Origin of the sequence: Chitinophaga varians, assembly GCF_012641275.1 — a bacterium.
GTDB lineage: Bacteria > Bacteroidota > Bacteroidia > Chitinophagales > Chitinophagaceae > Chitinophaga > Chitinophaga varians_A.
In genome coordinates, this window is the sequence record NZ_JABAIA010000002.1 from 1,398,492 (window position 1) to 1,422,918 (window position 24,427).

At 49.6% G+C, this 24,427-nt stretch carries 22 protein-coding genes; 10 read left to right on the forward strand and 12 right to left on the reverse strand.

The features are described from left to right. Positions 1-220 precede the first annotated feature (220 nt). Both HGH92_RS20280 and HGH92_RS20285 read left to right on the forward strand, forming a co-directional pair. Positions 221-1,042 (forward strand): M57 family metalloprotease, encoded by an 822-nt coding sequence (locus HGH92_RS20280; RefSeq protein WP_168872574.1) that lies wholly within the window; start codon positions 221-223, stop codon positions 1,040-1,042. A gap of 259 nt (positions 1,043-1,301) precedes the next feature. Beyond that, positions 1,302-2,114: a M57 family metalloprotease gene (locus HGH92_RS20285; protein WP_168872575.1), complete on the forward strand. Its 813-nt coding sequence runs from the start codon at positions 1,302-1,304 to the stop codon at positions 2,112-2,114. Positions 2,115-2,169: 55 nt separating this feature from the next. On the opposite strand, the gene HGH92_RS20290 is transcribed toward HGH92_RS20285, so the two are convergent. After that, the gene (locus HGH92_RS20290) at positions 2,170-2,922 is read right to left on the reverse strand and encodes a sensor histidine kinase (RefSeq protein ID WP_168872576.1); all 753 of its coding nucleotides are present in this window, start codon (positions 2,920-2,922) and stop codon (positions 2,170-2,172) included. A gap of 198 nt (positions 2,923-3,120) precedes the next feature. Between HGH92_RS20290 and HGH92_RS20295 the strand changes: the two genes are divergently transcribed. Then, on the forward strand, positions 3,121-5,289 hold the full coding sequence (locus tag HGH92_RS20295; protein ID WP_247654985.1) for a S46 family peptidase: 2,169 nt from the start codon (positions 3,121-3,123) through the stop codon (positions 5,287-5,289). Positions 5,290-5,358: 69 nt separating this feature from the next. Here HGH92_RS20295 and HGH92_RS20300 read toward each other — a convergent pair whose 3' ends face one another. Both HGH92_RS20300 and HGH92_RS20305 read right to left on the reverse strand, forming a co-directional pair. Beyond that, on the reverse strand, positions 5,359-6,246 hold the full coding sequence (locus HGH92_RS20300) for a class I SAM-dependent methyltransferase (protein ID WP_168872577.1): 888 nt from the start codon (positions 6,244-6,246) through the stop codon (positions 5,359-5,361). 152 nt (positions 6,247-6,398) lie between these two features. Next, positions 6,399-7,949 (reverse strand): methylmalonyl-CoA mutase, encoded by a 1,551-nt coding sequence (locus HGH92_RS20305; RefSeq protein ID WP_168872578.1) that lies wholly within the window; start codon positions 7,947-7,949, stop codon positions 6,399-6,401. A gap of 22 nt (positions 7,950-7,971) precedes the next feature. Between HGH92_RS20305 and HGH92_RS20310 the strand changes: the two genes are divergently transcribed. Next, positions 7,972-8,949 (forward strand): M23 family metallopeptidase, encoded by a 978-nt coding sequence (locus tag HGH92_RS20310; RefSeq protein ID WP_168872579.1) that lies wholly within the window; start codon positions 7,972-7,974, stop codon positions 8,947-8,949. Here HGH92_RS20310 and HGH92_RS20315 read toward each other — a convergent pair whose 3' ends face one another. The 4 genes from HGH92_RS20315 to HGH92_RS20330 all read right to left on the reverse strand — a co-directional run bounded on the left by HGH92_RS20315 (position 8,950) and on the right by HGH92_RS20330 (position 12,955). After that, on the reverse strand, positions 8,950-9,471 hold the full coding sequence (locus HGH92_RS20315; RefSeq protein WP_168872580.1) for a hypothetical protein: 522 nt from the start codon (positions 9,469-9,471) through the stop codon (positions 8,950-8,952). It lies immediately after the preceding gene. Between the two features lie 149 nt (positions 9,472-9,620). Beyond that, a complete protein-coding gene (locus HGH92_RS20320) occupies positions 9,621-10,814 on the reverse strand; it encodes a pyridoxal phosphate-dependent aminotransferase (protein WP_168872581.1) in 1,194 nt (397 codons plus the stop codon). 171 nt (positions 10,815-10,985) lie between these two features. Beyond that, entirely contained in the window at positions 10,986-11,714 is a 729-nt protein-coding gene (locus HGH92_RS20325; RefSeq protein WP_168872582.1) for a DUF4397 domain-containing protein, read from the reverse strand. Positions 11,715-11,740: 26 nt separating this feature from the next. Next, positions 11,741-12,955, reverse strand: a complete 1,215-nt coding sequence (locus tag HGH92_RS20330) for a serine hydrolase (RefSeq protein WP_168872583.1) — start codon at positions 12,953-12,955, stop codon at positions 11,741-11,743. Between the two features lie 216 nt (positions 12,956-13,171). Between HGH92_RS20330 and secDF the strand changes: the two genes are divergently transcribed. Further along, the gene (secDF, locus tag HGH92_RS20335) at positions 13,172-16,351 is read left to right on the forward strand and encodes a protein translocase subunit SecDF (RefSeq protein WP_168872584.1); all 3,180 of its coding nucleotides are present in this window, start codon (positions 13,172-13,174) and stop codon (positions 16,349-16,351) included. A gap of 133 nt (positions 16,352-16,484) precedes the next feature. Here the strand turns inward: secDF and HGH92_RS20340 are convergent, their stop codons facing one another. From HGH92_RS20340 to nusB, 5 genes are all read right to left on the reverse strand, one after another. Further along, complete coding sequence (locus tag HGH92_RS20340; RefSeq protein ID WP_168872585.1) at positions 16,485-16,799, reverse strand: HesB/IscA family protein; 315 nt, start codon at positions 16,797-16,799, stop codon at positions 16,485-16,487. 70 nt (positions 16,800-16,869) lie between these two features. Next, on the reverse strand, positions 16,870-17,466 hold the full coding sequence (gene coaE, locus HGH92_RS20345) for a dephospho-CoA kinase (RefSeq protein ID WP_168872586.1): 597 nt from the start codon (positions 17,464-17,466) through the stop codon (positions 16,870-16,872). Between the two features lie 92 nt (positions 17,467-17,558). Beyond that, a complete protein-coding gene (yajC, locus tag HGH92_RS20350) occupies positions 17,559-17,906 on the reverse strand; it encodes a preprotein translocase subunit YajC (RefSeq protein ID WP_246496790.1) in 348 nt (115 codons plus the stop codon). Between the two features lie 37 nt (positions 17,907-17,943). Next, positions 17,944-18,387 (reverse strand): DUF1573 domain-containing protein, encoded by a 444-nt coding sequence (locus tag HGH92_RS20355; protein WP_168872587.1) that lies wholly within the window; start codon positions 18,385-18,387, stop codon positions 17,944-17,946. 37 nt (positions 18,388-18,424) lie between these two features. Continuing rightward, a complete protein-coding gene (nusB, locus tag HGH92_RS20360) occupies positions 18,425-19,321 on the reverse strand; it encodes a transcription antitermination factor NusB (RefSeq protein WP_247654986.1) in 897 nt (298 codons plus the stop codon). Between the two features lie 352 nt (positions 19,322-19,673). Between nusB and groES the strand changes: the two genes are divergently transcribed. From groES to HGH92_RS20385, 5 genes are all read left to right on the forward strand, one after another. Then, positions 19,674-19,955 carry a co-chaperone GroES gene (groES, locus tag HGH92_RS20365; protein ID WP_078667864.1) on the forward strand — a complete coding sequence of 94 codons (282 nt, stop codon included), beginning with the start codon at positions 19,674-19,676 and terminating at the stop codon, positions 19,953-19,955. 56 nt (positions 19,956-20,011) lie between these two features. Beyond that, positions 20,012-21,649, forward strand: a complete 1,638-nt coding sequence (groL, locus tag HGH92_RS20370) for a chaperonin GroEL (protein WP_168872589.1) — start codon at positions 20,012-20,014, stop codon at positions 21,647-21,649. A gap of 126 nt (positions 21,650-21,775) precedes the next feature. Further along, positions 21,776-22,258: an FKBP-type peptidyl-prolyl cis-trans isomerase gene (locus HGH92_RS20375; protein ID WP_168872590.1), complete on the forward strand. Its 483-nt coding sequence runs from the start codon at positions 21,776-21,778 to the stop codon at positions 22,256-22,258. A gap of 35 nt (positions 22,259-22,293) precedes the next feature. Next, a complete protein-coding gene (locus HGH92_RS20380) occupies positions 22,294-22,770 on the forward strand; it encodes an FKBP-type peptidyl-prolyl cis-trans isomerase (RefSeq protein ID WP_168872591.1) in 477 nt (158 codons plus the stop codon). 138 nt (positions 22,771-22,908) lie between these two features. Then, on the forward strand, positions 22,909-24,336 hold the full coding sequence (locus tag HGH92_RS20385) for an L-serine ammonia-lyase (RefSeq protein WP_168872592.1): 1,428 nt from the start codon (positions 22,909-22,911) through the stop codon (positions 24,334-24,336). The last annotated feature ends 91 nt before the right edge of the window (positions 24,337-24,427 follow it).

Genomic DNA, 24,427 nt, shown 5'->3' on the forward strand with positions numbered 1-24,427 from the left:
ATGCCAGCTAAAAAGAAGAGCACTAAAAGACCCGTTTTTTTCCGGATGCGTAACACCACGAAGTTGGTTGTTTGTCAGTAGCATTGCCTGCTTCCGACGATAGCATTGCTGCTGCACATCAATACGATTGATTTTTGTGGTGTGACCATTTATATACCGGCTGTATCCAAATCAGCCGGCAGGGAAATATTTTTTCTTTTCTAAACCAAAATCCGAACTGATGAAAAAACAAATGTTCGCCGTAATTGCCTGTCTGGCCGCAGGTGTAATGATTTCTTCCTGTAACAAAAATGACAAGCAACAGGCGTCACAACCCAACCCTGTTTCCAATGATGTGCTGGCGCAGATAAAGGCCAGTGGCTTCAGCACTGACAACGTACAAAAAACAGAAGACGGTTATCTCGTGGAAGGAGATATCCTGTTGACTGAACAGCAACTGCGGGAGAAAGTCGGTACTCCTACATTGCGCATTGCCAACGATGAACAGTACCGGACCAACAACCTGGTGTCTGCATTGCCGCGTGTGATCACGGTAAAAGTAACCGGTCTGGGAACCGCATTCATCGCGGGTACTGATACGGCTATTGCCCGTTACAACAGACTGGGCCTGCGTATTACTTTCCAGCGTATTACCAGCGGTACGCCTGACATTACCCTGCAGGGCTTCAACCAGGGCCCCAGCGGTGGTTACATCACCCTCGGTTCCTCCGGTTTCCCGAGCGGCGGTAACCCTTACCCTACTGTTAAAATGAACACCAACCAGTATGCCTATGGCTCCAATCCTAATGTGTTGTACGTAGGATCTGTGATCCAGCATGAAATCGGCCATTGCATCGGTATGCGCCATACAGACTATATGAACCGTGCATACAGCTGCGGCGGTTCTGCTGTAAATGAAGGCGATGGCGGCGTTGGCGCGGTCCTGATCCCAGGTACGCCTTCAGGCCCGGATGCCAACTCCTGGATGCTGGCCTGCTCCAATGGTGGCAACCGTACCTTTAATGCCAATGACATCATCGCATTAAATTACCTCTACCACTAATCAGGTAAATACTTTGGCGTGAGCCAATTGTTGAGAACACAGCGTAGATGTCTGAATAAGGCATCTGCGCTCTCATATGTCTGCTAAGAAAGAGCACTGAAAGACCCTATTTTTGTATGTAGCACCATGCCATCTGTTGTTTGTTGGTAGCATAGCCCGTCCCCCCTTGTAGCGTTACCCCGGCAGATAAGCATTGTTGTTCTGATGATCAGTTATTCAGATAGAAATATTTTTCTTTTAATAACCAAAATCTGAAGTGATGAAAAAACAAATGCTTGCCGTAATAACCTGTCTGGCCGCAGGTATCATGATTTCTTCCTGTGATAAAAGTGATAAACAACAGGACCCACAACCCAATCCTGTTTCTGATGAAGTGCTGGCGCAAATAAAAGCCCACGGCTTCAGTACAGATAATGTCCGGAAAACAAAAGACGGCTACCTGGTGGAAGGTGATATCCTGCTGACCCCTGATCAACTGAATGAGAAGCCCGGTGGAATTACCTTGCGTGTCGGCCAGGTGGAACAATACCGTTCCAGTTCACTGGTGACAGGCCTGCCCCGGGCTATTATCGTAAAAGTGGTCGGCCTTCCGTCCGCATACATCGCAGGCGTTGATACGGCCCTTATGCGTTATAACAGGCTGAATCTGCGTCTCCACTTCCAGCTTGTTGTCAGCGGTACGCCTACGCTTACTATTCAGGGTTATAACCAGGCGCCTGTCAATGGCTACGTTAGTTACGGTTCTTCAGGTCTCCCTACAGGAGGCAATCCTTTTCCTACTGTGCAGTTGAACTACAATGCTGCTGCCTACGGACCTACTCCCAATGTGCTGTATATAGCCTCAGAGATCCAGCACTACATCGGCCACTGCATAGGTATGCACCACACCGATTTCATGGACCGTTCCTTTAGCTGCGGAGGCACTCCCGTCCGTGAAGATGTTAACGCTATATGGATTCCCGGCACACCAATGGGTCCTGATCCCAATTCCTGGATGCTGGCCTGCTCCAATGGCATCGCCCGTAACTTTAATGCCAATGATATCATAGCCTTAAATGCCCTTTACCATTAGTTTATTTGGTTATTTAGCTATTGCCCTTCGGCGAAATATCAAAATAACCAAATAACTAAATAATATCCAGCGAGAGCTTCACCACCTGCACACCGTTGTCTTCCCGTATCTGCAGCTGATGCCGGTGCGGGTACAACTGTTGCAGCCGCTCCCGCGCGTGGCGTATGTCCGCTGCTGCCGGGCCGTCATCCATCGTTACCGGAAAATGCCGGTTGCTGCAATAGAAGCGGATACATTTGTCAGTAGCCTGCAAATGCACGACAATATCGGAAGCCTCCTGCGTGCTGACGCCGCGCTGGAAAGCATTTTCAAGGAACGGCAATAACAGCATGGGCGCTATACATTTAATGCCCGGGTTGCCGGACACCGAAAATTTCACCTTCGTTCGGGAGGTAAGCCGCAGCTGTTGCAGGTCGATATAATCGTGTATACATTCTATTTCCCGCTGCAACAGTACATAATCATGACCGGTATCGGTAGTAACGTACCGCATCATATTCGATAACTTCAGAATACTGGCGGCCGTATACTCATGGTGGGACATCGCCAGCGAATAGATATTGTTGAGCGTATTAAAAAGAAAGTGCGGCTGTAACTGCGACTTCAGGAAAGACAATTCCGCAGCCGCTTTGAGCGCCTTGCTATGCAGCGCCTGCTCTGATAACCGCCAGCGGTGGCAGGTGACTTCAATGGCCAGGCTTAATACCAATGACAGTACCACCGCCAGCACATGATTGTACCAGTATTGCCCCCGAACAAAAAGCAACGGAAGGCTCATGCATATCGCCCAACCGGTGATATGCAGCATTATGACCATCAATTTTGACCGGAACATGCTCAACAGATATTCGGAATTGGCTCCAATATGCGCCAATTTCGCTGCTTGACGCGCGACATCTCTGTCAATACCGCCTTTGTGTCGATGAATCCGCAGAAACGCAGGTTTATCCTTTCCCGCCTGCCCGAATTGTAGTAAATTGCCGGTTCTATAAAAAGAATATCAGATATGTTGCAACGAATCGTGAAGCCGCTGATGATGGCAGTACTCCTGCTGTTCGCTCAGCTGACTTATGCCACGGAGGGGATGTGGTTACCTCAACTGCTGTCCGGCCTCAATGAGAAAGAGATGAAAGGGATGGGAATGAAAATCACTGCGTCCGATATTTATAATATCAACAAGGGGAGCCTGAAAGATGCTATCGTTAGCTTCGGCGGCTTCTGCACGGCAGAGGTGATCTCTTCTCAGGGACTGATCCTGACTAACCACCACTGTGGTTATGAATCCATCCAGAAACACTCTTCTCTGCAAAACAACTTTCTGGAAAAAGGTTTCTGGGCTAAAACAGCCACGGAAGAACTGCCTAATCCGGGCCTCTTCGTTACTTTCATCGTTCGTATAGATGACGTGACCAAAGCCGCCCTGCAGGACGTTAAACCGGGCATGAGCGAACGCGAGCGCCAGTCGGCCATCGACAAGCGCCTGCACGAAATCCGCCAGAACACCCGTAAGGAATCCTGGCAGGAAACCATGATCAAACCTTTTTATGAAGGCAACCAGTACTTCCTGTTTGTAACAGAAACGTTCAACGATGTACGCCTGGTAGGCGCGCCGCCTTCTGCTATCGGTAAATTCGGCTCCGATACCGACAACTGGGTATGGCCCCGTCATACCGGCGACTTCTCCATGTTCCGCATTTATGCCGGCAAAGACGGCCGCCCTGCACCTTATTCCCTGGACAACGTGCCGCTGTCACCCAAATACTTCCTGCCCGTGTCCCTGAAAGGCGTAAAACAAAACGACTTTACCATGGTGCTCGGTTTTCCCGGCCGTACCAACGAATACCTGCCCTCCGAAGCGGTAAAACTGACCGTGGAAGCGCTCGACCCTGCTAAAGTAGGTATGCGCGACGCTGCCCTGGAAGTGATCGATGGCTACATGCGCAAGGATGAACAGATCAAAATCCAGTACGCTGCCAAATATGCCAATACCGCCAACGCCTGGAAAAAATGGAAGGGCGAGATGCTGGGCGTTAAACAAACACATGGCATCCAGAAAAAAGAACAATACGAGATCACCTATAACGAACTGCTGAACACGGCCGGCCCTGAGCTGAAAGTGCAGTACAGCGGTGTATTGGACTCACTGAATGAAATGTACCGCCGCATACGTCCTTACGCCCAAACCCGCGACTACTACAGCGAACTGGTAAGAAACGTGGAGCTGTTCACCGCAGGCGACCGCCTCATCAGCTTCCTCGGTGAAGTGCGCGACAAAGGGGAGGGCCAGTATGAAACACTGCGCCAGCAATTCCTGGAGTCCATGCAGCCGTTCTATAAAAACTACAACGCACAGGTAGACCACGATGTAAGCGTGAGACTGCTGGAGATATATGCGAAAGGTGTACCCAAGCAGTATGCCGGAACAGAATACGCGCAGATATGCGCGGAAAGCAACAACGACAGCCGTACGCTGGCTGACAAAATCTATGCAGGGTCAGCGCTCACTTCACCGGAGAAACTCAAAGCGTTTGTGCAACAGCCCTATAACGCTGTAGTAGCCCAGATGTGGAAAGACCCGGGAACCCGCCTCATCATGGCCATGCGCAAAGGCTTTGTGGACAATGTCAGCAAACCGGTCAACGATCTGCAAAACAGCATCAACAACCTCCAGCGTACCTATATGCAGGCACAGATGGATGTAATGGCAGGAAAAAAACGCTTTTATCCTGACGCCAACAGCACGCTGCGCGTTACCTACGGCAAAGTGGACGGGTACAATCCCCGAGATGCCATCCACTACGACTTCTACACCTACCTCGACGGGGTAATGGAAAAGTACGTGCCGGGCGATTATGAATTTGACGTGCCGGCTAAACTGATTGAGCTGTATAAAAACAAGGACTATGGCCGTTATGGCGTGAATGGCAAAATGCCGGTATGTTTTATTGCCAGCAACCATACTACCGGCGGTAATTCCGGAAGCCCTGCGCTGGATGCCAATGGCCACCTGATCGGGCTCAACTTTGACCGTACCTGGGAAGGCACCATGAGCGATATCAACTATGACCCGTCTATCTGCCGCAATATCATGGTGGATATCCGGTACGTGCTGTTTATCGTTGATAAATTTGCCGGTTGCACGCGCCTGGTAGATGAAATGAAACTGGTGAAGTAATATCACCTTTACCCATAAAAAAATCCCGCATTGTGACGAACAATGCGGGATTTTTTTTATCTGACAGGTCTATAACTTACACTCATATACGATGGAACTGCATTGGTCCACCGTTTTCAGGCCCTTGCGGTAGGAGCGGAAACCATGGAAGAAACCTGCGAACAGGCGGCTTTTACCGGTTTTGTATTTCTCGCTCAACAGGCTCACATAAAAGCCATCAAATACCATCGGGTGTTTTTTGATCAGTTTGATCTGATGCTGTTGCAACAGCCGTTCCATGGAAGCAGGGGAGAAGTGGTAGAGGTGACGGGGCACATCGTAGGCGGCCCAGTATTCCCCGTAGTGGTCTGCATCGGAAGAGGTGTAGTTAGGCACCGCTATCAGCAGGGCGCCACCCGGCTTCAACAGCTCACGGATACGGTCCAGGTAGGCATGCAGCTCGTGTACATGCTCCAGCACATGCCACATGGTGATGGCGTCATATTGTTGCGCGGGCAATTTAAAAAGCTCGTCAATCGGAAGCGGATCTATGTTGTAAAGCGTTTTGGCATTGTGACGGGCGTTTTCATCCGGCTCCAGGCCGGTAACAGTCCATCCGCCAACCTGCATATAGTGCAGGAATGCGCCGGTACCACAACCAATGTCCAGCAGGTTGCCCTGCTTCATGCCTGCGGCGTTGCGTACCCAGTTCTGTTTGGAGCGCAACGTGATTTTACGCACGCTGTGGTATAAACGATTGATCAGCCCCTGTTTGGTTTCTGAATGCGAGATATATTCCTGCGACTGGTAATACCGGCCTATATGCTGGCTGTCAGGCACGTTTTGGGTAAAACGGCCGCCACAACCTCCGCAATGGAATATGGGAAATGTTTCTTTGGATACAGTATAATCTTTAGCGGTAAGTGCTTCATGGATTTGCGAAGAACCACAAAGCGGACAGCTATGGTAATAAATCAAGTTCTAGTTTTTTAGGCCCCAAAAATAAATATCTTAAATCAATTACAAATTACGAATTAGGAATTACGAATTGAGGGCTTTCTAATGGAGCAATTACTTAGTAACCTTTTCATGAGCGGACCCTTAATTCGTAATTCGTAATTCGTAATTGATTACGCTTTATATTCTCCCCATACCTGGCGGAGCGCGTCCGCAATTTCTCCGAGGGTGCAGTAGTGCTCTACTGCGGTTACTACGAGTGGCATCAGGTTTTCGGTGGTTTGTGCGGCTTCACGGATACGTTGAAGGCATTGAGCGGCGGCTTCATTATCACGGCGGGCACGCAGTGCCTGCAGGCGGTCCGACTGCATCTGGCGGATACTGTCGTCAATACGGAATACTTCCGGCGGTTGATTATCAGCTGCCACAAATTTGTTGACACCCACAATTATTTTCTCGTTGTTTTCTACCTGTTGTTGATATTGATAGGCGCTTCGCGCGATCTCATCCTGCACGAAACCTTGTTCGATGGCGCTGACAGCGCCGCCCATGGCGTCTATTTTATGGATAAGGTCCCAGGCTTTGCTTTCCACTTCGTTGGTCAGCGCTTCCACATAATAGGAGCCTGCCAGGGGATCTACCGTGTCCGCCACGCCGCTTTCGTAACCGATGATCTGTTGGGTGCGCAGCGCGATGCGGGCAGCTTCTTCCGTAGGAAGGGAGAGGGCTTCATCGTATCCGTTGGTATGCAGAGACTGTGTGCCGCCCATGGTGGCGGCCAGTGTTTGCACAGCTACGCGCACAATGTTGTTGTGCGGTTGTTGTGCGGTGAGGGTGCTGCCGCCTGTCTGCGTATGGAAACGCAGCATCTGTGCCTTGGGATCAGTGGCGCCCAGCTCTTTGGTGATGTTGGCCCACATCCGGCGCGCAGCGCGGAATTTGGCCACTTCTTCGAAGAGGTGGTTGTGAGCATTAAAAAAGAAGGAAAGCCTTTTGGCAAATACGTTGATGTCGAGTCCCTTCTCCAATGCGGCTTTCAGATAGGCCTTACCGTTAGAAAGGGTAAAGGCCAGCTCCTGTACGGCGTTGGCGCCGGCCTCCCGGATATGATAACCGGAAATGGAGATGGTGTTCCACTTGGGCACTTCCCGGCTGCAATAGTCGAATATATCGGTAATGAGGCGCATGGAAGGTTTGGGCGGGTAAATGAAAGTGCCGCGTGCGGCATATTCTTTCAGGATATCATTCTGGATGGTGCCGGAAATCTTTTTCAGGTCGGCACCCTGTTTTTTGGCAAGGGCGATGTACAGCGCCAGCAGGATAAACCCGGTGGCATTGATGGTCATGGAAGTGGAGATCTGTTCCAGTGAAATGCCTTTGAAAAGGATCTCCATGTCATCGAGGGAATCAATGGCCACGCCTACTTTACCAACTTCGCCTTCAGACATGGCGTGGTCTGAGTCGTACCCGATCTGGGTGGGAAGGTCAAATGCCACACTGAGGCCCATCACACCCTGGCTCAGCAGGTAGTGGTATCTTTTGTTGGATTCTTCCGCGGTGCTGAAACCGGCATACTGCCGCATGGTCCACAGTTTATCGCGGTACATAGTGGCATGGATGCCACGTGTGAACGGGAAAACGCCAGGCTGTTCGTTCATCGGTACCGGCTGGGTGTACAGCGGGTCAATGGTAATACCGGAGTCGGTTTGAATGATCTTTTCCATGATAGTTGTAACTAGCGTTGCAATGTTACATAATTATTATGGTACTTCGCCGCCGGGAAAAATATTGATATTTGCAGGAAAGTCAGGCTTTGTTATGATCATCTGGTTGCTACTATGTATTACCCTCGCGTTGGCGCTTTACAGCCTCTGGTTGTTGTACCGGGCCGGTCACCGGCCGCTGTCACGTTCTTATGCGACGTTGCTGCTCGGGCTGTCGCTGGGAGTGTTCCTCTACCTCTATGGCACCTGGGTATACCTGTCAATTTACAGTAAGTATGTTTTCGGCGCACTGCTGGCACTGTTCGTCATGTTGCTGCCCTTTGGGCGCAAGCGCAATACCGCAGTACTGCCCGCCTGGAAAAGAAACGCTAACCTGGCGCTGACAGGAGTGCTCCTGCTGGCAACACTGTTATATTTTACCGGAACGACCGGCACGCCGCGCACCGTGAAGCTGGCATTCCCCCTGAAATCAGGCCGTTACTTTGTGCTGCAGGGAGGCAAAGGACTGCCGACCAATGTGTTTCATTTCAGCCTCCGCGGGGCCATCTATGCGATGGACATTGTGAAGCTGGACAGCCGCGGCTGCCGTGCGGCCAGCGTCTTCTCCCGTAAGCTGGACGACTACTGGATTTTTAATGATACGGTATATGCTCCCTGTGATGGTATAGTACGCAGGGCCTATGGCGATAACCCCGACAATATCCCTCCCAATATGGACAGAGGCCCGAAGAACACCAACCAGGTGCTGCTGGAAGGGGCCGACTGCTATTTCTTTGCCGGTCATCTGAAAATGAACAGTGTGGTGGTACAAGAAGGGCAATACGTAAAACAAGGGCAGGCGCTGGGATGTGTGGGCAACTCCGGCTTTAGCACGGAGCCACACCTGCATATCCAGGCACATGCCCGTCAGGCTGGCGTTCCCTGGTACAAGGCGCCGCCGCTTTACATGTTGTTTGATGGAAAAGGATACCTGCTGAATGAAGTGATCAGCTCAAAATAATTAGCGCATCAGCCTTTTGGCCTCTGCATTGATGATCTGCGCTGTCAGCTCGGCAGGAGATTCGCCTGCCTGCAGGAACACTTCCAGCAGTTGACGGTTAAGTTCCAGTGCCGGCGCGTCCTGTGGCAGTTGCATCGCTATCTGGTTAATAACGGAAATAGTCTGTTCTTTCAGTGTTTTCACTGCCTCCCAGGTCATGGCTGAGACATAGATCTGTTGGGTGATATTGTGCTCGTACTCGGCTTTAATGCTCTGTACCATGGAAATCTGCATGTCTACCGCGGTGAGGCCGGGCTGATAAATGCGGCCTATCAGGCTCTGGGGAGTGATGCGGTCCACATACAACGCCAGTCTTTCATAGGCTTGCAGCTGTAAAGGCAGCACAGCAGGATTTACCGTCTGCGGCTGGGCTTCCGGTGCAGGCGCCCCGGTTTTCTTTTTAAACATATCACGGACGGTCATATACAGAATGGCAATTACGCCAATCGCCAGCGCCACATACAAGAGCTGTTGGGAATTCATCTTATCGGAACGTTTTGAACCGCAAATATATATAAAATAATTACGAATTGTAAATTACGAATTACGAATTCAGGGTTCCCTGTCCAAACGGTCAGTAAGCAGCCGTACTATATAAAAGCCCTCCATTCGTAATTCGTAATTTGTCATTCCTATTTCAGTTTGCCCAGCCATTCTTTCAGCCTCGCCACGCCTTTCTCCAGGTTGGCCATGCTGGTAGCATAAGACAGGCGGATGCAGTTAGGCTGCTGGAAAGCCACACCGGTAACAACTGATACATGTGCTTTATGCAGCAGGTACATGCACAGGTCGTCCGCATTCTTAATATGGGAATCTTCAAATGACTTATTGAAAAACGCACTGATGTCCGGGAACATATAGAAGGCGCCTTCCGGGTCATTCACTTTCAGTCCGGGAATAGTTTGCAGCGCTTCGTGTATATAGGCACGGCGTTTTTTGAACTCTGCCACCATGGCTTCGGCGGTGGTCAACTCGCCGGTGAGGGCTGTAATGGCTGCCCGTTGCGTAATAGAGCAGGTGGCGGAAGTGAACTGGCTCTGGATCTTATCACAGGCTTTGGCGATATCAAGGGGAGCGGCCAGATAACCCAGACGCCAGCCTGTCATCGCAAAACCTTTACTGAGGCCATTGATGATGATGGTGCGTTCTTTCATGCCGGGAAACTGCGCAATGCTCTCATGTTTCCCTACATAGTTGATATATTCATAGATCTCATCGGAAATGATAAAGATCTGCGGATGTTTGGCAAATACCGCAGCAAGTCCTTCCAGTTCTTCTTTCGAATACACGGAACCTGTAGGATTGCAGGGAGAGGAGAACATAAACAGCCTGGTCTTAGGCGTAATGGCCGCTTCCAGCTGTTCGGGCGTGATCTTGTAGTTGTTTTCAATGGTGCTGGGAACAAATACCACCGTGCCCTGGCACAGCGCTACCTGTTCGGAATAGGTAACCCAGTAGGGAGTAGGGATGATCACTTCGTCACCTGGATTGACAATGCTCAGCACTACGTTGGCAAGGCTTTGTTTGGCGCCGGTAGTCACTACGATTTGTTCCGGCGTATAGTCAAGACCGTTATCACGTTTCAGTTTGTGCACGACTGCCTGTCTCACTTCTGCATAACCGGCTACCGGTGTGTAGTGGGTAAAACCGTCATCTATCGCCTTTTTGGCAGCTTCCCGGATATGTTCCGGCGTATCAAAATCAGGTTCTCCAATACTCAGGTCTACGATGTCTATTCCCTGTGCTCTCAGCTCTCGGCCAAGTTTGGCCATTTTAATGGTTTGCGGCTCGGAAATCCGTGACAGCCTTTCTGCTAGTTGATTCATATCTAAACATTGGATTGACCGGAACAAACCTACATAAAAATTCAGGGATTTCGCGATTTACGCATTTTTTGATGCTACAAAAAAAGGCCGAAGCGATGACAATTCGCTTCGGCCTTCCTATTTATAGATCTACGAAATCAAAAAATCCGTAAATCAAAAAATTCCAAAATCCTAATAGTTGGAAGTATGTGACAGATAGTACAACTGCAGTTTGTTGTCACCGGTGCTGTCTTTGGCGCCTGCCAGGTAAATGGTATAAGCATATCCGGGCTGGAACTGTACCTGTGTGGAACCGGCAGTTACGCGGGAAGTGCCTTTCACCAGCGGTGTGGTGGAACCAGGCAGCGTTACATAATATTCCACGCTGTTGTTAAACGGATCAGCGGAGTTCCATGCGGCGTTTATCTGGAAAGGCTGGTTTTCCAGTACTTTCTTGGCGTTGATGTACAGGTCTACCGGGCCGGCGTTGGGGCTCAGGTTCAGGAAGCGGAAATTCACTTTCGCATTGGACAGTGAGGAGAAATCTTCCGTAAGACGCTGTGCAACGAATTTTTGGGTGCCATCATTGTAGGTGATGATAGTATAGTACCGCAGGGAATCAAACTGTTGTGTAACAGAATCGAGGCCGGTGCCGTTCAGGTTCCGGAAGGAGAACGTATGTACCCCCGGCAGGTCCAGGAAAGGGGCAGAGGCAGCAGTTTTGTAGGCGGCACTGGTGTTCATTTTTGTGCCATTGTTAAAGATGTCCAGGCTGGACGGGAGCCAGGCGCCGTTGATGATCGCCCCGGTATAGTTCATCCGTTGCGGCGTAGGGTCGCTTTGTTTCAGACAGGATGAAAATCCGATTACTCCTCCCAGCAGGGCGGCTATCGCCCAAACACGATTTTTTTTGATCAGCATTAGCTCACAGTTTTTTAGTATGGTGTTTATAAAATTTGTGTTCCCTGATGTACCCTGAAACGGTCCAGGTTTGGTTGATACATTTTTTTCCGTTGTAATTCCTCCTCATATATCAGTTCCCCCAGTGCCTTGAGAAATGGTTTCCCGATCGTTTCAAAAGCTTCCTGGTCTTCACCCAGCGGACCATGTGTATTTACCAGCAGGCTGGCAGAGAGCAGAAACTCTACATGATTGGCATAGTCCACGATATAAGCCGTATCCGTCAAAAATCCATAAGCCCATCCCGGTTTGTTGAAAATCCTGATATGGTCTGGTATGTGGGTTGCTTTCTGGCCGCCAAAAAGCAGGAACTTCACATATGCCGGATGGTATTGTCCTGTATCATATACCGGATCTGTTGATTCCTCCGGGTATTGAGACATGCAACGATACAAAAAATTGTAGTCATTTTCCGTTAAACGGAAGCGGAATGGATTTGTTACAGCTTTCGGAAAAAATACCTGCCGCATCATCTGGTGGAGTTCGTTCAGTGGCAGCCGGTTCCGGTGCGAGAAGTCCATCGGGCCATCCTGAAAACGGCCCCTGTGGTCTATATGCTGCTGGCCGGCGAAGTCCTGCCGCGGGGCGAAAACGAGGTTGCTGCGCCGGTCGGGCTGCTCGTACAGCAGCTGCCGGCCGGCCCGGAAATATACCCCGTTGGTATGCATATTGGCGGCCATGTGCAACGGCAGCCCCACCCGGTGCCGGATTTCGGTGCCGGTATACCCCAGCTCCCACAAACGCCGGTTGAGCGGCTCCTGTCCGAGGAACTCGTACAGGCGGTTATAGGCGTCGTTATCGCTGACCAGAAAAATTTTTTTGATATAATGCGAGATGGATGGTAGCTTGCCAGCCGCTGAATAGTCGTGCAGGACGCCCGGATTGACACCGGGCAGCGGCCGGGTGAACATGGCCGTTTGCCGGTCCAGCCCTGGAATCTGCAGGTCGTTCAGCTTCTCCAGCGCCAGGATGGCGGTGGGGAGCTTTACGGTGGACGCCGGATAACAGTACCAGCCCCGCCCTATGCCAAAGCGAAAATCAGTAAATTGCGGCCTTTGCTGTGCATCCCGGTCTATCCGGGTGTAAACAAGCTGCAGCCGGTGAGCGGCGGCATCCCTGAATACCTTGGCCACAGCGGTTTTTCGACTTTTTAGCAACGCCTCAGGGAAATTATCTGTTGCCGGATAATGGTGGGTTTGCATATATTTGTCGGTATTACATGACTGTAAAGCAAAGAAATATACCTAAAAAAAGGGAAAAACCAGAATCGCGGATTTAGAAAGTTGAGTGTCACAAAGTCTGTAAAGTCAATCACATATTGATTTTGCGCCTCTTTTAACAAGGGCTTTAATATATCAATTTAAATTCTATCTTTGCAACTCTTAAAATTTTTTTATTATAAACCCGAAACAAACAACATGCAACTAAAAGGACTGGTAAGATTTTTTGCCATCGCACTGATCCTTATCTCTTTGTATCAACTGTCCTTCACGTTTTTGGTGCGGAACTATGAGAAGAAGATAGAGCGGCAGGCCGAGACCGATGTAGCCAAACAATTCCCTACACCTGACCAGAAATACCCTGGCAGCAAAGAACTGCAGGCCTTCTATTCTGACACGCTGAAAGGATTCACCAAACAAAGAAGACAAGAGATCGTGGACAGCACCAGCAATAAACAGATTGCAGGGTTTCCATGGTATGTCACCTACACCAAGGCTAAAGAGAAAGAACTGAATCTGGGTCTCGACCTGGTAGGTGGTATGAACGTAGTGCTGGAAGTAAGCGTGGAAGATGTGATCCGCGCCCTCGCCGGTCAATCCAAGGACCCCGCGTTCAACAAAGCGCTGGAACTGGCTGAACAACGCAAAAATACCAACCAGGCTGATTTTGTTACTTTGTTCGGGCAAACATACGCTGAAGTTGCTCCTCAGGGCCGTCTGGCTACCATCTTCGCCAACGCGTACCAGAAAGACATCAACTTCAACTCCTCTAACCAGCAGGTGCTGGACATGATCCGCAAAGAATCCCATGCCGCCATCAAAAACACCTATATCGTACTGCAAAAACGTATCGATAAATTCGGTGTGGCCCAGCCCAACATCAGCCTCGATGAAAATAAAGGCCTGATCTCCGTGGAACTGGCCGGTGTGGACAACGCAGAACGTGTACGCAAATACCTGCAGGCTACCGCCAACCTGGAATTCCGTGAGGTGTACAAAAACAGCCCCGAATTTTTCCAGAACGTGCTGAACCCGATGAACGAAGCCATCAGGAACGCACAAGGCGGCGCTAAAGCAGCTACCCCTGCCACTACCGATTCATCTAAAGCCACCGCCGCTGCTGATACCAAAGCTAATCCTGCTGATACCAGCAAAGAAGGTAAACTGAGCGACTACCTGGCTAAAAAAGATACCGGAAAAAGTGTAAAAGACTCCGCTAAAGCATCCCAGGAACAACTCTTCGCCGAACAACGCAAACAAAACCCGCTGTTCGCGATCATGATCCCCATGCTCGACCCGCAGTCCGGCACCCTGATTCCAAGCCCTTCCATCGGCCGTATCCTGCCTAAAGACACTGCCGCTTTCCGCCAATACCTGCAGATGCCGGCTGTTCAGGCTATCCTGCCTAAAGACGCGGTATTTGCCTTCGGTCCGGAAAATAAGGAAGACAAACACGGCCCGCTGGCCATCTACGCGCTGAAAGTAAATCCTGCTAACCCTGCACCCCGTGTAGGCGGCGAAAGGATCGTTGACGCCCGTCAGGACGTTGGCCCGGACAACCAGCCGGAAATCAGCATGACGATGGACAACGTAGGTGCGCACGAGTGGAAAAAACTGACCGGCGAACTGGCTCCTGCCAACCCGAAAGACCCTTCCACCCTGAACTTCGTTGCGATCGTCCTCGATAATATCGTTTACTCTGCGCCTTCTATCCAGGGCGAAATCGCCGGTGGCCGTTCTTCCATCAGCGGTAGCTTTACCATGGAAGAAGCCAATGACCTGGCCAATATCCTGAAGTCCGGTAAAATGCCTGCACCTGCACGCATCGTACAGGAACAGATCGTAGGACCTACCCTCGGCGCTGAATCCATCGCCGCCGGTGCCAAATCCTTCATGATCTCCTTCGTGATCATCTTCGTGCTGATGCTGGTATATTATAACAGCGCCGGCTGGGTGGCCAATATTGCACTGGTGCTCAACCTGCTGTTTACCTTCGGTATCCTGGCATCCCTTGGTGCTACCCTCACCATGGCCGGTATCGCCGGTCTGGTACTGACCATCGGTATGGCCGTGGACACCAACGTAATCATCTTTGAAAGAATCAAGGACGAGCTGACGCATGGCAAGAGCTATCCGGACGCGATCTCTCTCGGTTACAAACGCTCCTATGCGCCTGTACTCGACGGTCACGTTACCTCCCTGCTCACCGCGTTCATCCTGTTCTACTTCGGTTTGGGCCCGGTCCTCGGCTTTGCCACCACCCAGATCATCGGTCTGCTCCTGTCCCTGTTCTGCGGTATCCTCGTATCCCGCATGATCACTGACTGGTGGACCAACAAGAAAAGACACTTCGAGTACTTTACACCGATCTCTAAGAAAATCTTCAAACACGCTGCCTTCGACTTCGTAGGCAAACGTAAATACGCTTACATCATCTCCGCTATCGTGGCGATAGGTGGTATCACCTCCTTCTTCCATGGCTTCGACCACGGTATCGATTTCTCCGGTGGCCGTAGCTTCACTGTCCGCTTTGAAAAGCCAATGAACAGACAGGAAGTGGCTAACGTGCTGAAGAAAGAATTTGATGGTGAAGTATTCGTAAAAACCATCGGTAACACCAACCAGCTGAGCATCACTACTGCCTATAAAATTGAGCAGCAGAGCCTGGCGGTTGATCAGGAAGTGATCACCAAACTGTATCATGGCCTGAAACCATACTATGAAGCCAGCGTTACGCAGGACGTGTTCAACACCCGTTATGTAGTTGGCTCTCAGACAGTATCGCCTACCATCTCCGACGACTTGCGCGCCGGTGCGGTAAAAGCCACAATACTGTCCATCCTCGTGATCTTTGTGTACATCCTGATCCGTTTCAGCAAATGGCAGTACTCTATCGGTACTATCTTCTCCCTGCTGCACGACGTATTGCTGACACTGGCCGTATTCTCCTGGTTTAAGGACATCGTTCCTTTCACCCTGGAAATTGACCAGCACTTCATCGCTGCGATCCTCACCGTGATCGGCTTCTCTATGAACGATACCGTGATCGTGTTCGACCGTATCCGTGAATACTTCAAAACCGGCGTACACGGCAGAGACAGAGACACCGTGATCAACAAAGCGATCAACGATACCCTGAGCCGTACCATTATGACGTCCCTCACGGTATTCCTGACCATCCTGGTACTGTTCATCTTCGGTGGTGAAGTAACCCGCGGTTTCGCCTTCGCCATGCTGATCGGCGTTATCACCGGTACTTACTCTTCCATCTTCGTGGCTGCACCGGTACTGGTTGACTTTGACAAGAAAAACCAGCTGTCCAACGAAAGTGACGCAGTGGCGGTTGCTGAAAAGAAAGCAACACCTGCTACCAAATAAGTAAGTGATAGCTGAAAAATATGTTTGACAAAAAAGCCTGCTATGTTACATAGCAGGCTTTTTTATTGATAAGCATTTTAACGGATATAAAGGTTATAGGCGTAATGCTGTATAAACACGCCTGAACAACATCTTAGCCCAGGACTTCAGCCCCGGGATTGCGGAATACAAAACCCCGGGCGTCCCCTTCGTCCTGGTAATCCACTTCCAGGCCTACGAGATACATGCCGTGTGCTTTTTTTATGATCACCGGGACGCCGGCAATGTCAAACAGGTCGTCATCTTCCCCCAATGCGTCAAATCCCAGCATATAAGCCATGCCGGAACATCCGCCGCCTTTTACGCCAATGCGCAGGTAAGGCGCTTCCACGTTGCCCTGCAACAGTTGTTTTACTACAGCAGCGGCGTTGTCAGTGAGTTGCAGGGGGGCGGTAAAGGTGGTGGCCATGGGCTTCTGTTTTTTTCCAAAGGTAGGAAAAAGCCAGGGGAGTAGGGGCGATGGTATATGTAAGGTAACCTCAGGTGGCGGCGGCCAGCTGTAACAGCTGTGCATGGAGTGCCAGTACCTGCGGGATGACCATATGCTGTTCATCGTTCTGGATAACGTAGTCGGACAAACGCATTTTGATCTTTTCGTCGATTTGTTTGTGCATACGGGCCAGCACTTCTTCCCGGGTGGCGTTGTCGCGTTTCATGACCCGAAGGATACGCAGCGGCTGGGGGGCATATACGCCAATGATTTTGTCGAGGTAATGGAAGGATTCAGATTCAAACAGCAGTGCGGCCTCTTTCAGCACGTAGGGCGCTTTTTGCTGACTGGCCCAGAGGTTGGAATCACGGATGGTGGCAGGGTGTACCAGGGAGTTGAGCAATGCCAGTTTATCTTTATCGTTGAACACGATGTTGCCCAGGTATTTACGGTTTAGCATGCCATTGGCGTCATAGGTTTCTGGGCCAAAGTGCCTGCGCACGGCAGCAGCCAGTTCCTGGTCACGGACCAGGATATCCTTGGCGCGTTCGTCCGCATAATACACAGGGACGCCCAGGAGTTCAAATATCTTGCTGACGGTACTTTTGCCGGAACCGATACCACCGGTGATGCCTACCTTTAACATAAAATCCAGATGAATGAGTCAATATTGAAAGCTAAGTATAAAAAAAATCCCGGACGTAACGGCCGGGATTTTTATACAGATTTGTTTGATGCTTATTTGGTTTCGGCCGGTTTCTGCTGTTGAGCGGAAGTGTATTCCATGCTGATCGCAGAACGTTCGATGGTGAAGCTGGTACCAGGACTAACTTCCACTACCAGGGTGTTATTGTCGTTTATTTTTTTCACTTTACCGTGGATGCCGGCTATGGTCACGATTTTATCGCCTTCTCTCAGGTTGTCAATGAATTGTTTCTGTTGTTTGGCTTTCTTGGTCTGCGGACGGATCATAAAGAGCCACATGATCAGGATCATACCGCCAAAAAACAGGATAGAAATCATTGGGCTACCGCCTTGCGCACCGCCTTGTGACGGCCCCATCAGTAAAATGTTCATGATGTTCATCGATAAATTGATTTAAATAGTTTGCCTAATCAGCGCTTTATTTTGTAATGATATTACACTGGATCTTAGGGCCTACCTGATAACCACCTTCCCGGTTGGTTTTGATGGATATCTCTTTTTCGGTATAGCCGGATTTCCCATGACTGTCGAATATAACCTTCATAAAGCCGGTTTCTCCCGGTTTAATGGGCTGTTTGGGCCATTCAGGCACTGTGCAGCCACAGCTGGAGATGGCATCCTCAATTACCAGCGGGCTGGTGCCGGTGTTGGTAAATTTAAAGGAATATTCCACCTTTTCTCCCTGGGTGATATCCCCAAAGTTATGCACCTTTTCTTCAAAAGAAAGATCTGATGCTTTACCGGCTTCAGCAGTAGTGCCGGAAGCAGCGGTCTGACCAGCAGTTTTATCTTTTGCCGGTTGGTTATTACAGGCAGCCATTAAGAGGGTGCCACAGGTAAGGAAACAGAGCAGTGTTTTCATAATGGTGTTGTTTTGGCCTAAAAATACTGCTTTCCACTTACTTTTTCGGACGGTCCTGTTTTTGTACGAGCGACTCTTTTTCAAGGTCTTTCAGGATGTTGTCCAGGATACCATTGATGAACTGACCGCTTTGTGGCGTGCTGTACGCCTTGGCCAGATCGATGTATTCGTTGATGGTCACTTTTGTTGGAATGGTAGGGAAATAGAGGAATTCGCAAACGCCCATTTCCATCAGCAGCATGTCTACCGCCGCGATACGCTCCGGGTCCCAGTTCTGCAACTTGGGTTTGATCAGCTCCAGGCAGTATTCTTTCTTGTCGATCACCGTCAGTAACAGTTCCCGCGCATAGTCCAGTTTTTCCTTGCTGATCAGTTGCAGGAAGTTGAACAGGTGCGGCTTGTTGAAATAGTTGCCCAGCAGAATGCCCATCATTTCCTCGTCATCGCTCCAGTGCAGGAAGGTATCTTCCATATGCTGGATAAACAGTTCGTTTTTGGCCAGTATTTCCTTATAGATATATTCCAGTATCTCCTTTTCGCCGGCTTTGGTGCGGCTTTCGTCCGCAATGTAGGCCTTATAGGTGTCGGTGGCTACCAGTATATTATAAAGCTTTCTGATCAGGTCCGTATCTGTCAGCTGGCGCATTTTCCACTGTTCCAGATTTACCTGAAAGCCTTTGTCGTTTGTTATCTGATAAATGAATTCATTACCTGCGATCTTGGTGTTCACCTGCAGGTCCTCGGCAGAGGGTAAGTGTTTGGAAGCACGGGTCTGAGCATCAGTTTCCGCGTATTGTGCCACCTGTACCACTGAATAAAGTAAGTAGGTAAAGATCTGGCAGGTCTGGTCCAGCTTCTCATTCAGAAGCCTTGTGGCCGTGCCCGGCTTAATATTGCTTTGCTCCATCGTTTCCAGGGCATAAAGTGTCTGCATTACTTTAACCCGGATATTTCTTCTACTGATCATCGTATAAAAAAGAACTGGTATAAGGGCGCAAAACTAGACAAAAATTTGGATATTTGATCATTTGGCCATTTGATCATTATGTCAGACCGGAACCGGAACAAAGGAGACAATGCCATGAAAACAAATGACAAAATATCTGAATGTCTAAATCCAAAAACACTTTCCTGTCATTTTTTCCTGCGGGCTGTCATAATTTGTCAGTAATGAAAGCCTGTATTACATTTGCAATCTGCAATTTTGACCATAAAAACGCCTTGGCATAATTCTCGTGGCAAGGTGCATTCACAATTCAAACTACTTTCTTTAAATAAAAACTACTATGGCTAAGAAATTAAGTATTAAACCATTAGCTGACAGGATCATCGTAAAACCTGCAGCCGCTGAAGAGAAAACCGCAGGTGGTATCATCATCCCGGATACCGCAAAGGAAAAACCCGTTAAAGGAACCGTGGTAGCCGCCGGTCCTGGTAAAAAAGACGAGCCGGTGACTGTAAAAGTAGGTGACACTGTATTGTATGGCAAATACTCCGGTCAGGAACTGCCGATCGATGGCGAAGATTACCTGATCATGAGAGAATCCGATATCCTGGCTATCGTTTAATAACTGCCGGTTTGTGTTATTGTAAAAACTAATCTTTTAAATATCCTTAGAGCATTATGGCAAAACAATTATTCTTCAATATAGAGGCACGCAACAGAATGAAAAAGGGTGTTGATACCCTGGCTGATGCAGTAAAAGTAACCCTCGGTCCTAAAGGCCGTAACGTGGTGATCGAAAAGAAATTCGGTGCTCCCGGCGTAACTAAAGATGGTGTTACCGTTGCGAAAGAAATCGAACTGGAAGACGCTATCGAAAATATGGGCGCCCAGATGGTGAAGGAAGTTGCTTCCAAAACCGCTGACCTGGCAGGTGACGGTACTACCACTGCTACTGTACTGGCACAGGCTATCATCGGCGAAGGCCTGAAAAACGTGGCTGCCGGCGCTAACCCAATGGACCTGAAACGCGGTATCGACAAAGCGGTGAAAGCTATCGTTGAAAACCTGAAAAAACAGTCCGAAAAAGTTGGTAACGACAACAAAAAAATCGAACAGGTTGCATCTATCTCCGCTAACAATGACTCCGAAATCGGTAAACTGATCGCGGAAGCCATGAAGAAAGTAACCAAAGACGGCGTAATCACCGTAGAAGAAGCGAAAGGCACCGATACTACTGTTGAAGTGGTAGAAGGTATGCAGTTCGACCGCGGTTACCTGTCTCCTTACTTCATCACTAACAGCGAAAAAATGCAGGCTGAACTGCAGAACCCTTACATCCTGATCTATGACAAAAAGATCAGCACCATGAAGGATATCCTGCACATCCTGGAAAAAGTGGCCCAGCAAGGCGCTCCACTGGTGATCATCTCTGAAGATCTGGAAGGTGAAGCACTGGCAACCCTCGTGGTAAACAAACTGCGTGGTACCCTGAAAGTAGCTGCTGTAAAAGCTCCTGGCTTCGGCGACAGAAGAAAAGACATGCTGCAGGACATCGCTACCCTCACCGGTGGTATCGTTATCAGCGAAGAACAAGGTTACAAACTGGAAAATGCTGACCTCACTTACCTGGGTAAAGCTGAATCCGTAACTATCGATAAAGACAATACTACCGTTGTAGGTGGTAAAGGCCAGAAAAAAGACATCCAGGCCCGCATCGGTCAGATCAAAGCACAAATCGAAGTAACTACTTCCGACTACGACCGCGAAAAACTGCAGGAACGCCTCGCTAAACTGAGCGGCGGTGTGGCTGTACTGTACGTAGGTGCTGCTACCGAAGTGGAAATGAAAGAGAAAAAAGACCGCGTAGATGACGCCCTGCACGCTACCCGCGCTGCTGTGGAAGAAGGTATCGTACCGGGCGGTGGTGTGGCTTACATCCGCGCTATCGAATCTCTCGATAAACTGAAAGGTGATAACAACGACGAACAAACCGGTATCGCTATCATCAAACGCGCTATCGAAGAACCACTGCGCCAAATCACTGCTAACGCTGGTATCGAAGGTTCCATCGTTGTACAGAAAGTGAAAGAAGGTAAAGGTGACTTCGGTTTCAACGCCCGCACTGAAGTATATGAAAAAATGCTGGCTGCCGGTGTTATCGACCCAACTAAAGTTAGCCGTATCGCACTCGAAAACGCTGCTTCCATCGCTGGTATGCTGCTGACCACCGAATGCGTGATCGCTGACAAACCTGAACCTAAATCCGCTGCTCCTGCTATGCCAGGTGGTGGACACGGTATGGGCATGGACTACTAATCAGTCTTATTACCATAAAAAAGAAACTCCTGCAGGCCTTTCTGCAGGAGTTTTTTTTATCTTGTAACTTTACCGCCCGTATTGCGTTACACAGGTACCCCTGGTAATTAAATTAATGAACACTGAATGAAGTTATTGCTGAAAATAGCCCTGGCATGCCTGCCGGTATTAACAATGCTCTCCTGCTCCAAAAAAGCAGATGAGATGATGCCCATGGCCACGGCGGAAACAGATACCCGTATACAACAATATCTCTTTGCCCATAACGAAATTGCGGTACGTGACCCATCAGGCCTCTATTACCGTATCTATAATCCCGGTGACAGTATCCATTACCTGAAACCGACATCCATCGCTTTTGTCAACTATACCAACCAACTGATTGACGGTACCGTTGTAGACGCCTCTTTCGATGTGACCAACTTCAACAACAGAACACTTAAAAATCATATTCCCGGCTGGCAGATAGGGCTGGGTAAAATTTCAAAAGGTGGCAGAATACGGATGTACATCCCGCCATACCTCGCCTTCGGCAGCACTGGCGTGCCCAATATTGTTCCACCCAACGCCATCCTCATCTCCGATGTGGAACTGGTAGACGTCAGGTAATTTTTGTGTAACTATAAAATCCAAATATCAACGGAATGAAGAAAGTTTTTTTACTGGGAGGGCTAGGCCTGGCTTTACTGGCGGCCTGCTCCAAAAAAGACAATGGGCCAGCCTTTGACCCTGTAGCGCAGTATGATGCTGACAGTGCCATTATTGTCAATTACCTGAAAACCAATAATATCACCGCTTCCCATGATCCGCGCAGCATCTTCTGGCAGATCATCGACAGCGGCGACGTGGCCAACAAACCTACCATCACGAGTAACGTGACTGTGAATTATGCGGGCACTTTCGTGGACGGAAAATCATTCGACAGCAAAGATAACCTGAGCTTCGACCTCAACGAGGTAATTGATGGCTGGAAAATAGGTATTCCCAAAATAGGAAAGGGAGGACGTATCAAACTCTTCATTCCTTCTTACTGGGCTTACGGCCCGGGCGGCAGACCAGGCATTCCACCAAATACGGTCCTGTTTTTCGATGTGACACTGAAAGACCTCGTTAAAAAATAAATCTCCCGGGCTGACCCCAACAGGTCAGCCCTTTTTATGTCGTCTTCCCCACTTCCAAACATAAATCGTTAAATAACAAAATCCGTAAATAGCTGAATATGTAAAATGGCCTATTTTTACAGGTAAATCAATAATGTAGTGGCACACGAATGTATTTCCGTATTTGACATTTTTAAGATTGGCATTGGTCCGTCCAGCTCTCATACTTTAGGCCCCTGGAGGGCAGCCCAGCGATTCCTGCATGAACTGGATACCGCCGGAAAACTTTCTTCCGTAACCGGTTTACAGGTACTGCTCTATGGTTCCCTCGCTAAAACCGGCCATGGCCATGGCACCGATATCGCCGTGCTGCTGGGCCTCTGCGGTGATGACCCCGTTACTTTCGATGTTAATAAAATCAACAGCAAAATAGATGACCTGCGCCGTACCCGTAAAATGATGCTGGCCGGCAAATATGAAATTGATTTTGATCCGGTGGAAGACATAGAGTTCCTCTTCGAGGAATCCCTGCCATTCCACCCCAACGCCCTCGTTTTCCTCGTTACCTTCGCCGATGGCGATAAACGCGCAGCTACCTATTATTCTATTGGTGGCGGTTTTGTGGTGCAGGAAGGCGAAGCAAACGGCGGTGCTGCCTCGGTAGACCTGCCTTTTCCCATTGATACGGCCCGGCAACTGCTGCAGTTCTGCATTAAAACCGGTTTCAGCATCTCTGAACTGGTCATGGAAAATGAACTGGCCTGGAGACCGGAAGCCGAAACCCGTGCCGGCGTGCTCAATATCTGGCGTGTGATGCAGGAATGCACCTACCGCGGTTGTCATACTACAGGAGAACTGCCCGGAGGCCTGAAAGTGGCCCGCCGTGCTGCTGCGCTCAATAAAAAACTCCTGAAAGGACGCACTTATACCGATTATCATTCGTGGATCGAAGCTATCCGCGCCGGCGGCGCACATTTCACCTATACGCTCGACTGGGTGAGCTGTTTCGCCCTCGCCGTCAATGAAGAAAATGCTTCCTTCGGCCGCGTGGTGACTGCACCTACCAATGGCGCTGCAGGCGTAATTCCTGCGGTGCTGCAATACTATATAGCTTTCTGCGACGGCCTGCACGACGATAAAATCATGCAGTTCCTGCTCACCGCCTCAGAAATAGGCAGCATCTTCAAAAAACGTTCTACCATCTCTGCTGCCATGGGCGGCTGCCAGGCGGAAATAGGCGTTTCCTCTGCCATGGCCGCTGCGGCGCTGACAGAATGCCTCGGCGGATCTCAGCGCCAGGTGCTCATGGCTGCCGAAATAGCCATGGAACACCATCTCGGCCTGACCTGCGACCCTATCGGCGGACTGGTGCAGATTCCCTGCATTGAAAGAAATACCATGGGCGCTATCAAAGCCATCACGGCCTCTCAGCTGGCGCTGCAAAGCAACCCTGAACTGGCCAAGGTTTCCCTCGACGCTGTCGTGAAAACCATGTGGGACACCGCCCTGGACATGAACTCCAAATACAAGGAAACGTCCGATGGCGGCCTCGCTGTCAACATCCCTATCAGTCTCAGCGAATGCTAACATAAAGTACGGAAACAGCGGTACAGGGCTCAGGATTTTAAATGTGTTTATATTAAGAAAGAAACATATTTTCGTTTTGCGCTCAGTACCG

Excerpts from the sequence above, each read along its gene's own strand:
- HGH92_RS20280 (WP_168872574.1), top strand. The coding sequence starts at position 221 with ATGAAAAAACAAATGTTCGCCGTAATTGCCTGTCTGGCCGCAGGTGTA.
- HGH92_RS20285 (WP_168872575.1), top strand. The coding sequence starts at position 1,302 with ATGAAAAAACAAATGCTTGCCGTAATAACCTGTCTGGCCGCAGGTATC.
- HGH92_RS20290 (WP_168872576.1), bottom strand. The coding sequence starts at position 2,922 with ATGCTGCATATCACCGGTTGGGCGATATGCATGAGCCTTCCGTTGCTT.
- HGH92_RS20295 (WP_247654985.1), top strand. The coding sequence starts at position 3,121 with ATGTTGCAACGAATCGTGAAGCCGCTGATGATGGCAGTACTCCTGCTG.
- HGH92_RS20305 (WP_168872578.1), bottom strand. The coding sequence starts at position 7,949 with ATGGAAAAGATCATTCAAACCGACTCCGGTATTACCATTGACCCGCTG.
- HGH92_RS20310 (WP_168872579.1), top strand. The coding sequence starts at position 7,972 with ATGTTACATAATTATTATGGTACTTCGCCGCCGGGAAAAATATTGATA.
- HGH92_RS20315 (WP_168872580.1), bottom strand. The coding sequence starts at position 9,471 with ATGAATTCCCAACAGCTCTTGTATGTGGCGCTGGCGATTGGCGTAATT.
- HGH92_RS20320 (WP_168872581.1), bottom strand. The coding sequence starts at position 10,814 with ATGAATCAACTAGCAGAAAGGCTGTCACGGATTTCCGAGCCGCAAACC.
- HGH92_RS20325 (WP_168872582.1), bottom strand. The coding sequence starts at position 11,714 with ATGCTGATCAAAAAAAATCGTGTTTGGGCGATAGCCGCCCTGCTGGGA.
- HGH92_RS20330 (WP_168872583.1), bottom strand. The coding sequence starts at position 12,955 with ATGCAAACCCACCATTATCCGGCAACAGATAATTTCCCTGAGGCGTTG.
- secDF (WP_168872584.1), top strand. The coding sequence starts at position 13,172 with ATGCAACTAAAAGGACTGGTAAGATTTTTTGCCATCGCACTGATCCTT.
- HGH92_RS20340 (WP_168872585.1), bottom strand. The coding sequence starts at position 16,799 with ATGGCCACCACCTTTACCGCCCCCCTGCAACTCACTGACAACGCCGCT.
- coaE (WP_168872586.1), bottom strand. The coding sequence starts at position 17,466 with ATGTTAAAGGTAGGCATCACCGGTGGTATCGGTTCCGGCAAAAGTACC.
- yajC (WP_246496790.1), bottom strand. The coding sequence starts at position 17,906 with ATGAACATCATGAACATTTTACTGATGGGGCCGTCACAAGGCGGTGCG.
- HGH92_RS20355 (WP_168872587.1), bottom strand. The coding sequence starts at position 18,387 with ATGAAAACACTGCTCTGTTTCCTTACCTGTGGCACCCTCTTAATGGCT.
- nusB (WP_247654986.1), bottom strand. The coding sequence starts at position 19,321 with ATGCAGACACTTTATGCCCTGGAAACGATGGAGCAAAGCAATATTAAG.
- groES (WP_078667864.1), top strand. The coding sequence starts at position 19,674 with ATGGCTAAGAAATTAAGTATTAAACCATTAGCTGACAGGATCATCGTA.
- groL (WP_168872589.1), top strand. The coding sequence starts at position 20,012 with ATGGCAAAACAATTATTCTTCAATATAGAGGCACGCAACAGAATGAAA.
- HGH92_RS20375 (WP_168872590.1), top strand. The coding sequence starts at position 21,776 with ATGAAGTTATTGCTGAAAATAGCCCTGGCATGCCTGCCGGTATTAACA.
- HGH92_RS20380 (WP_168872591.1), top strand. The coding sequence starts at position 22,294 with ATGAAGAAAGTTTTTTTACTGGGAGGGCTAGGCCTGGCTTTACTGGCG.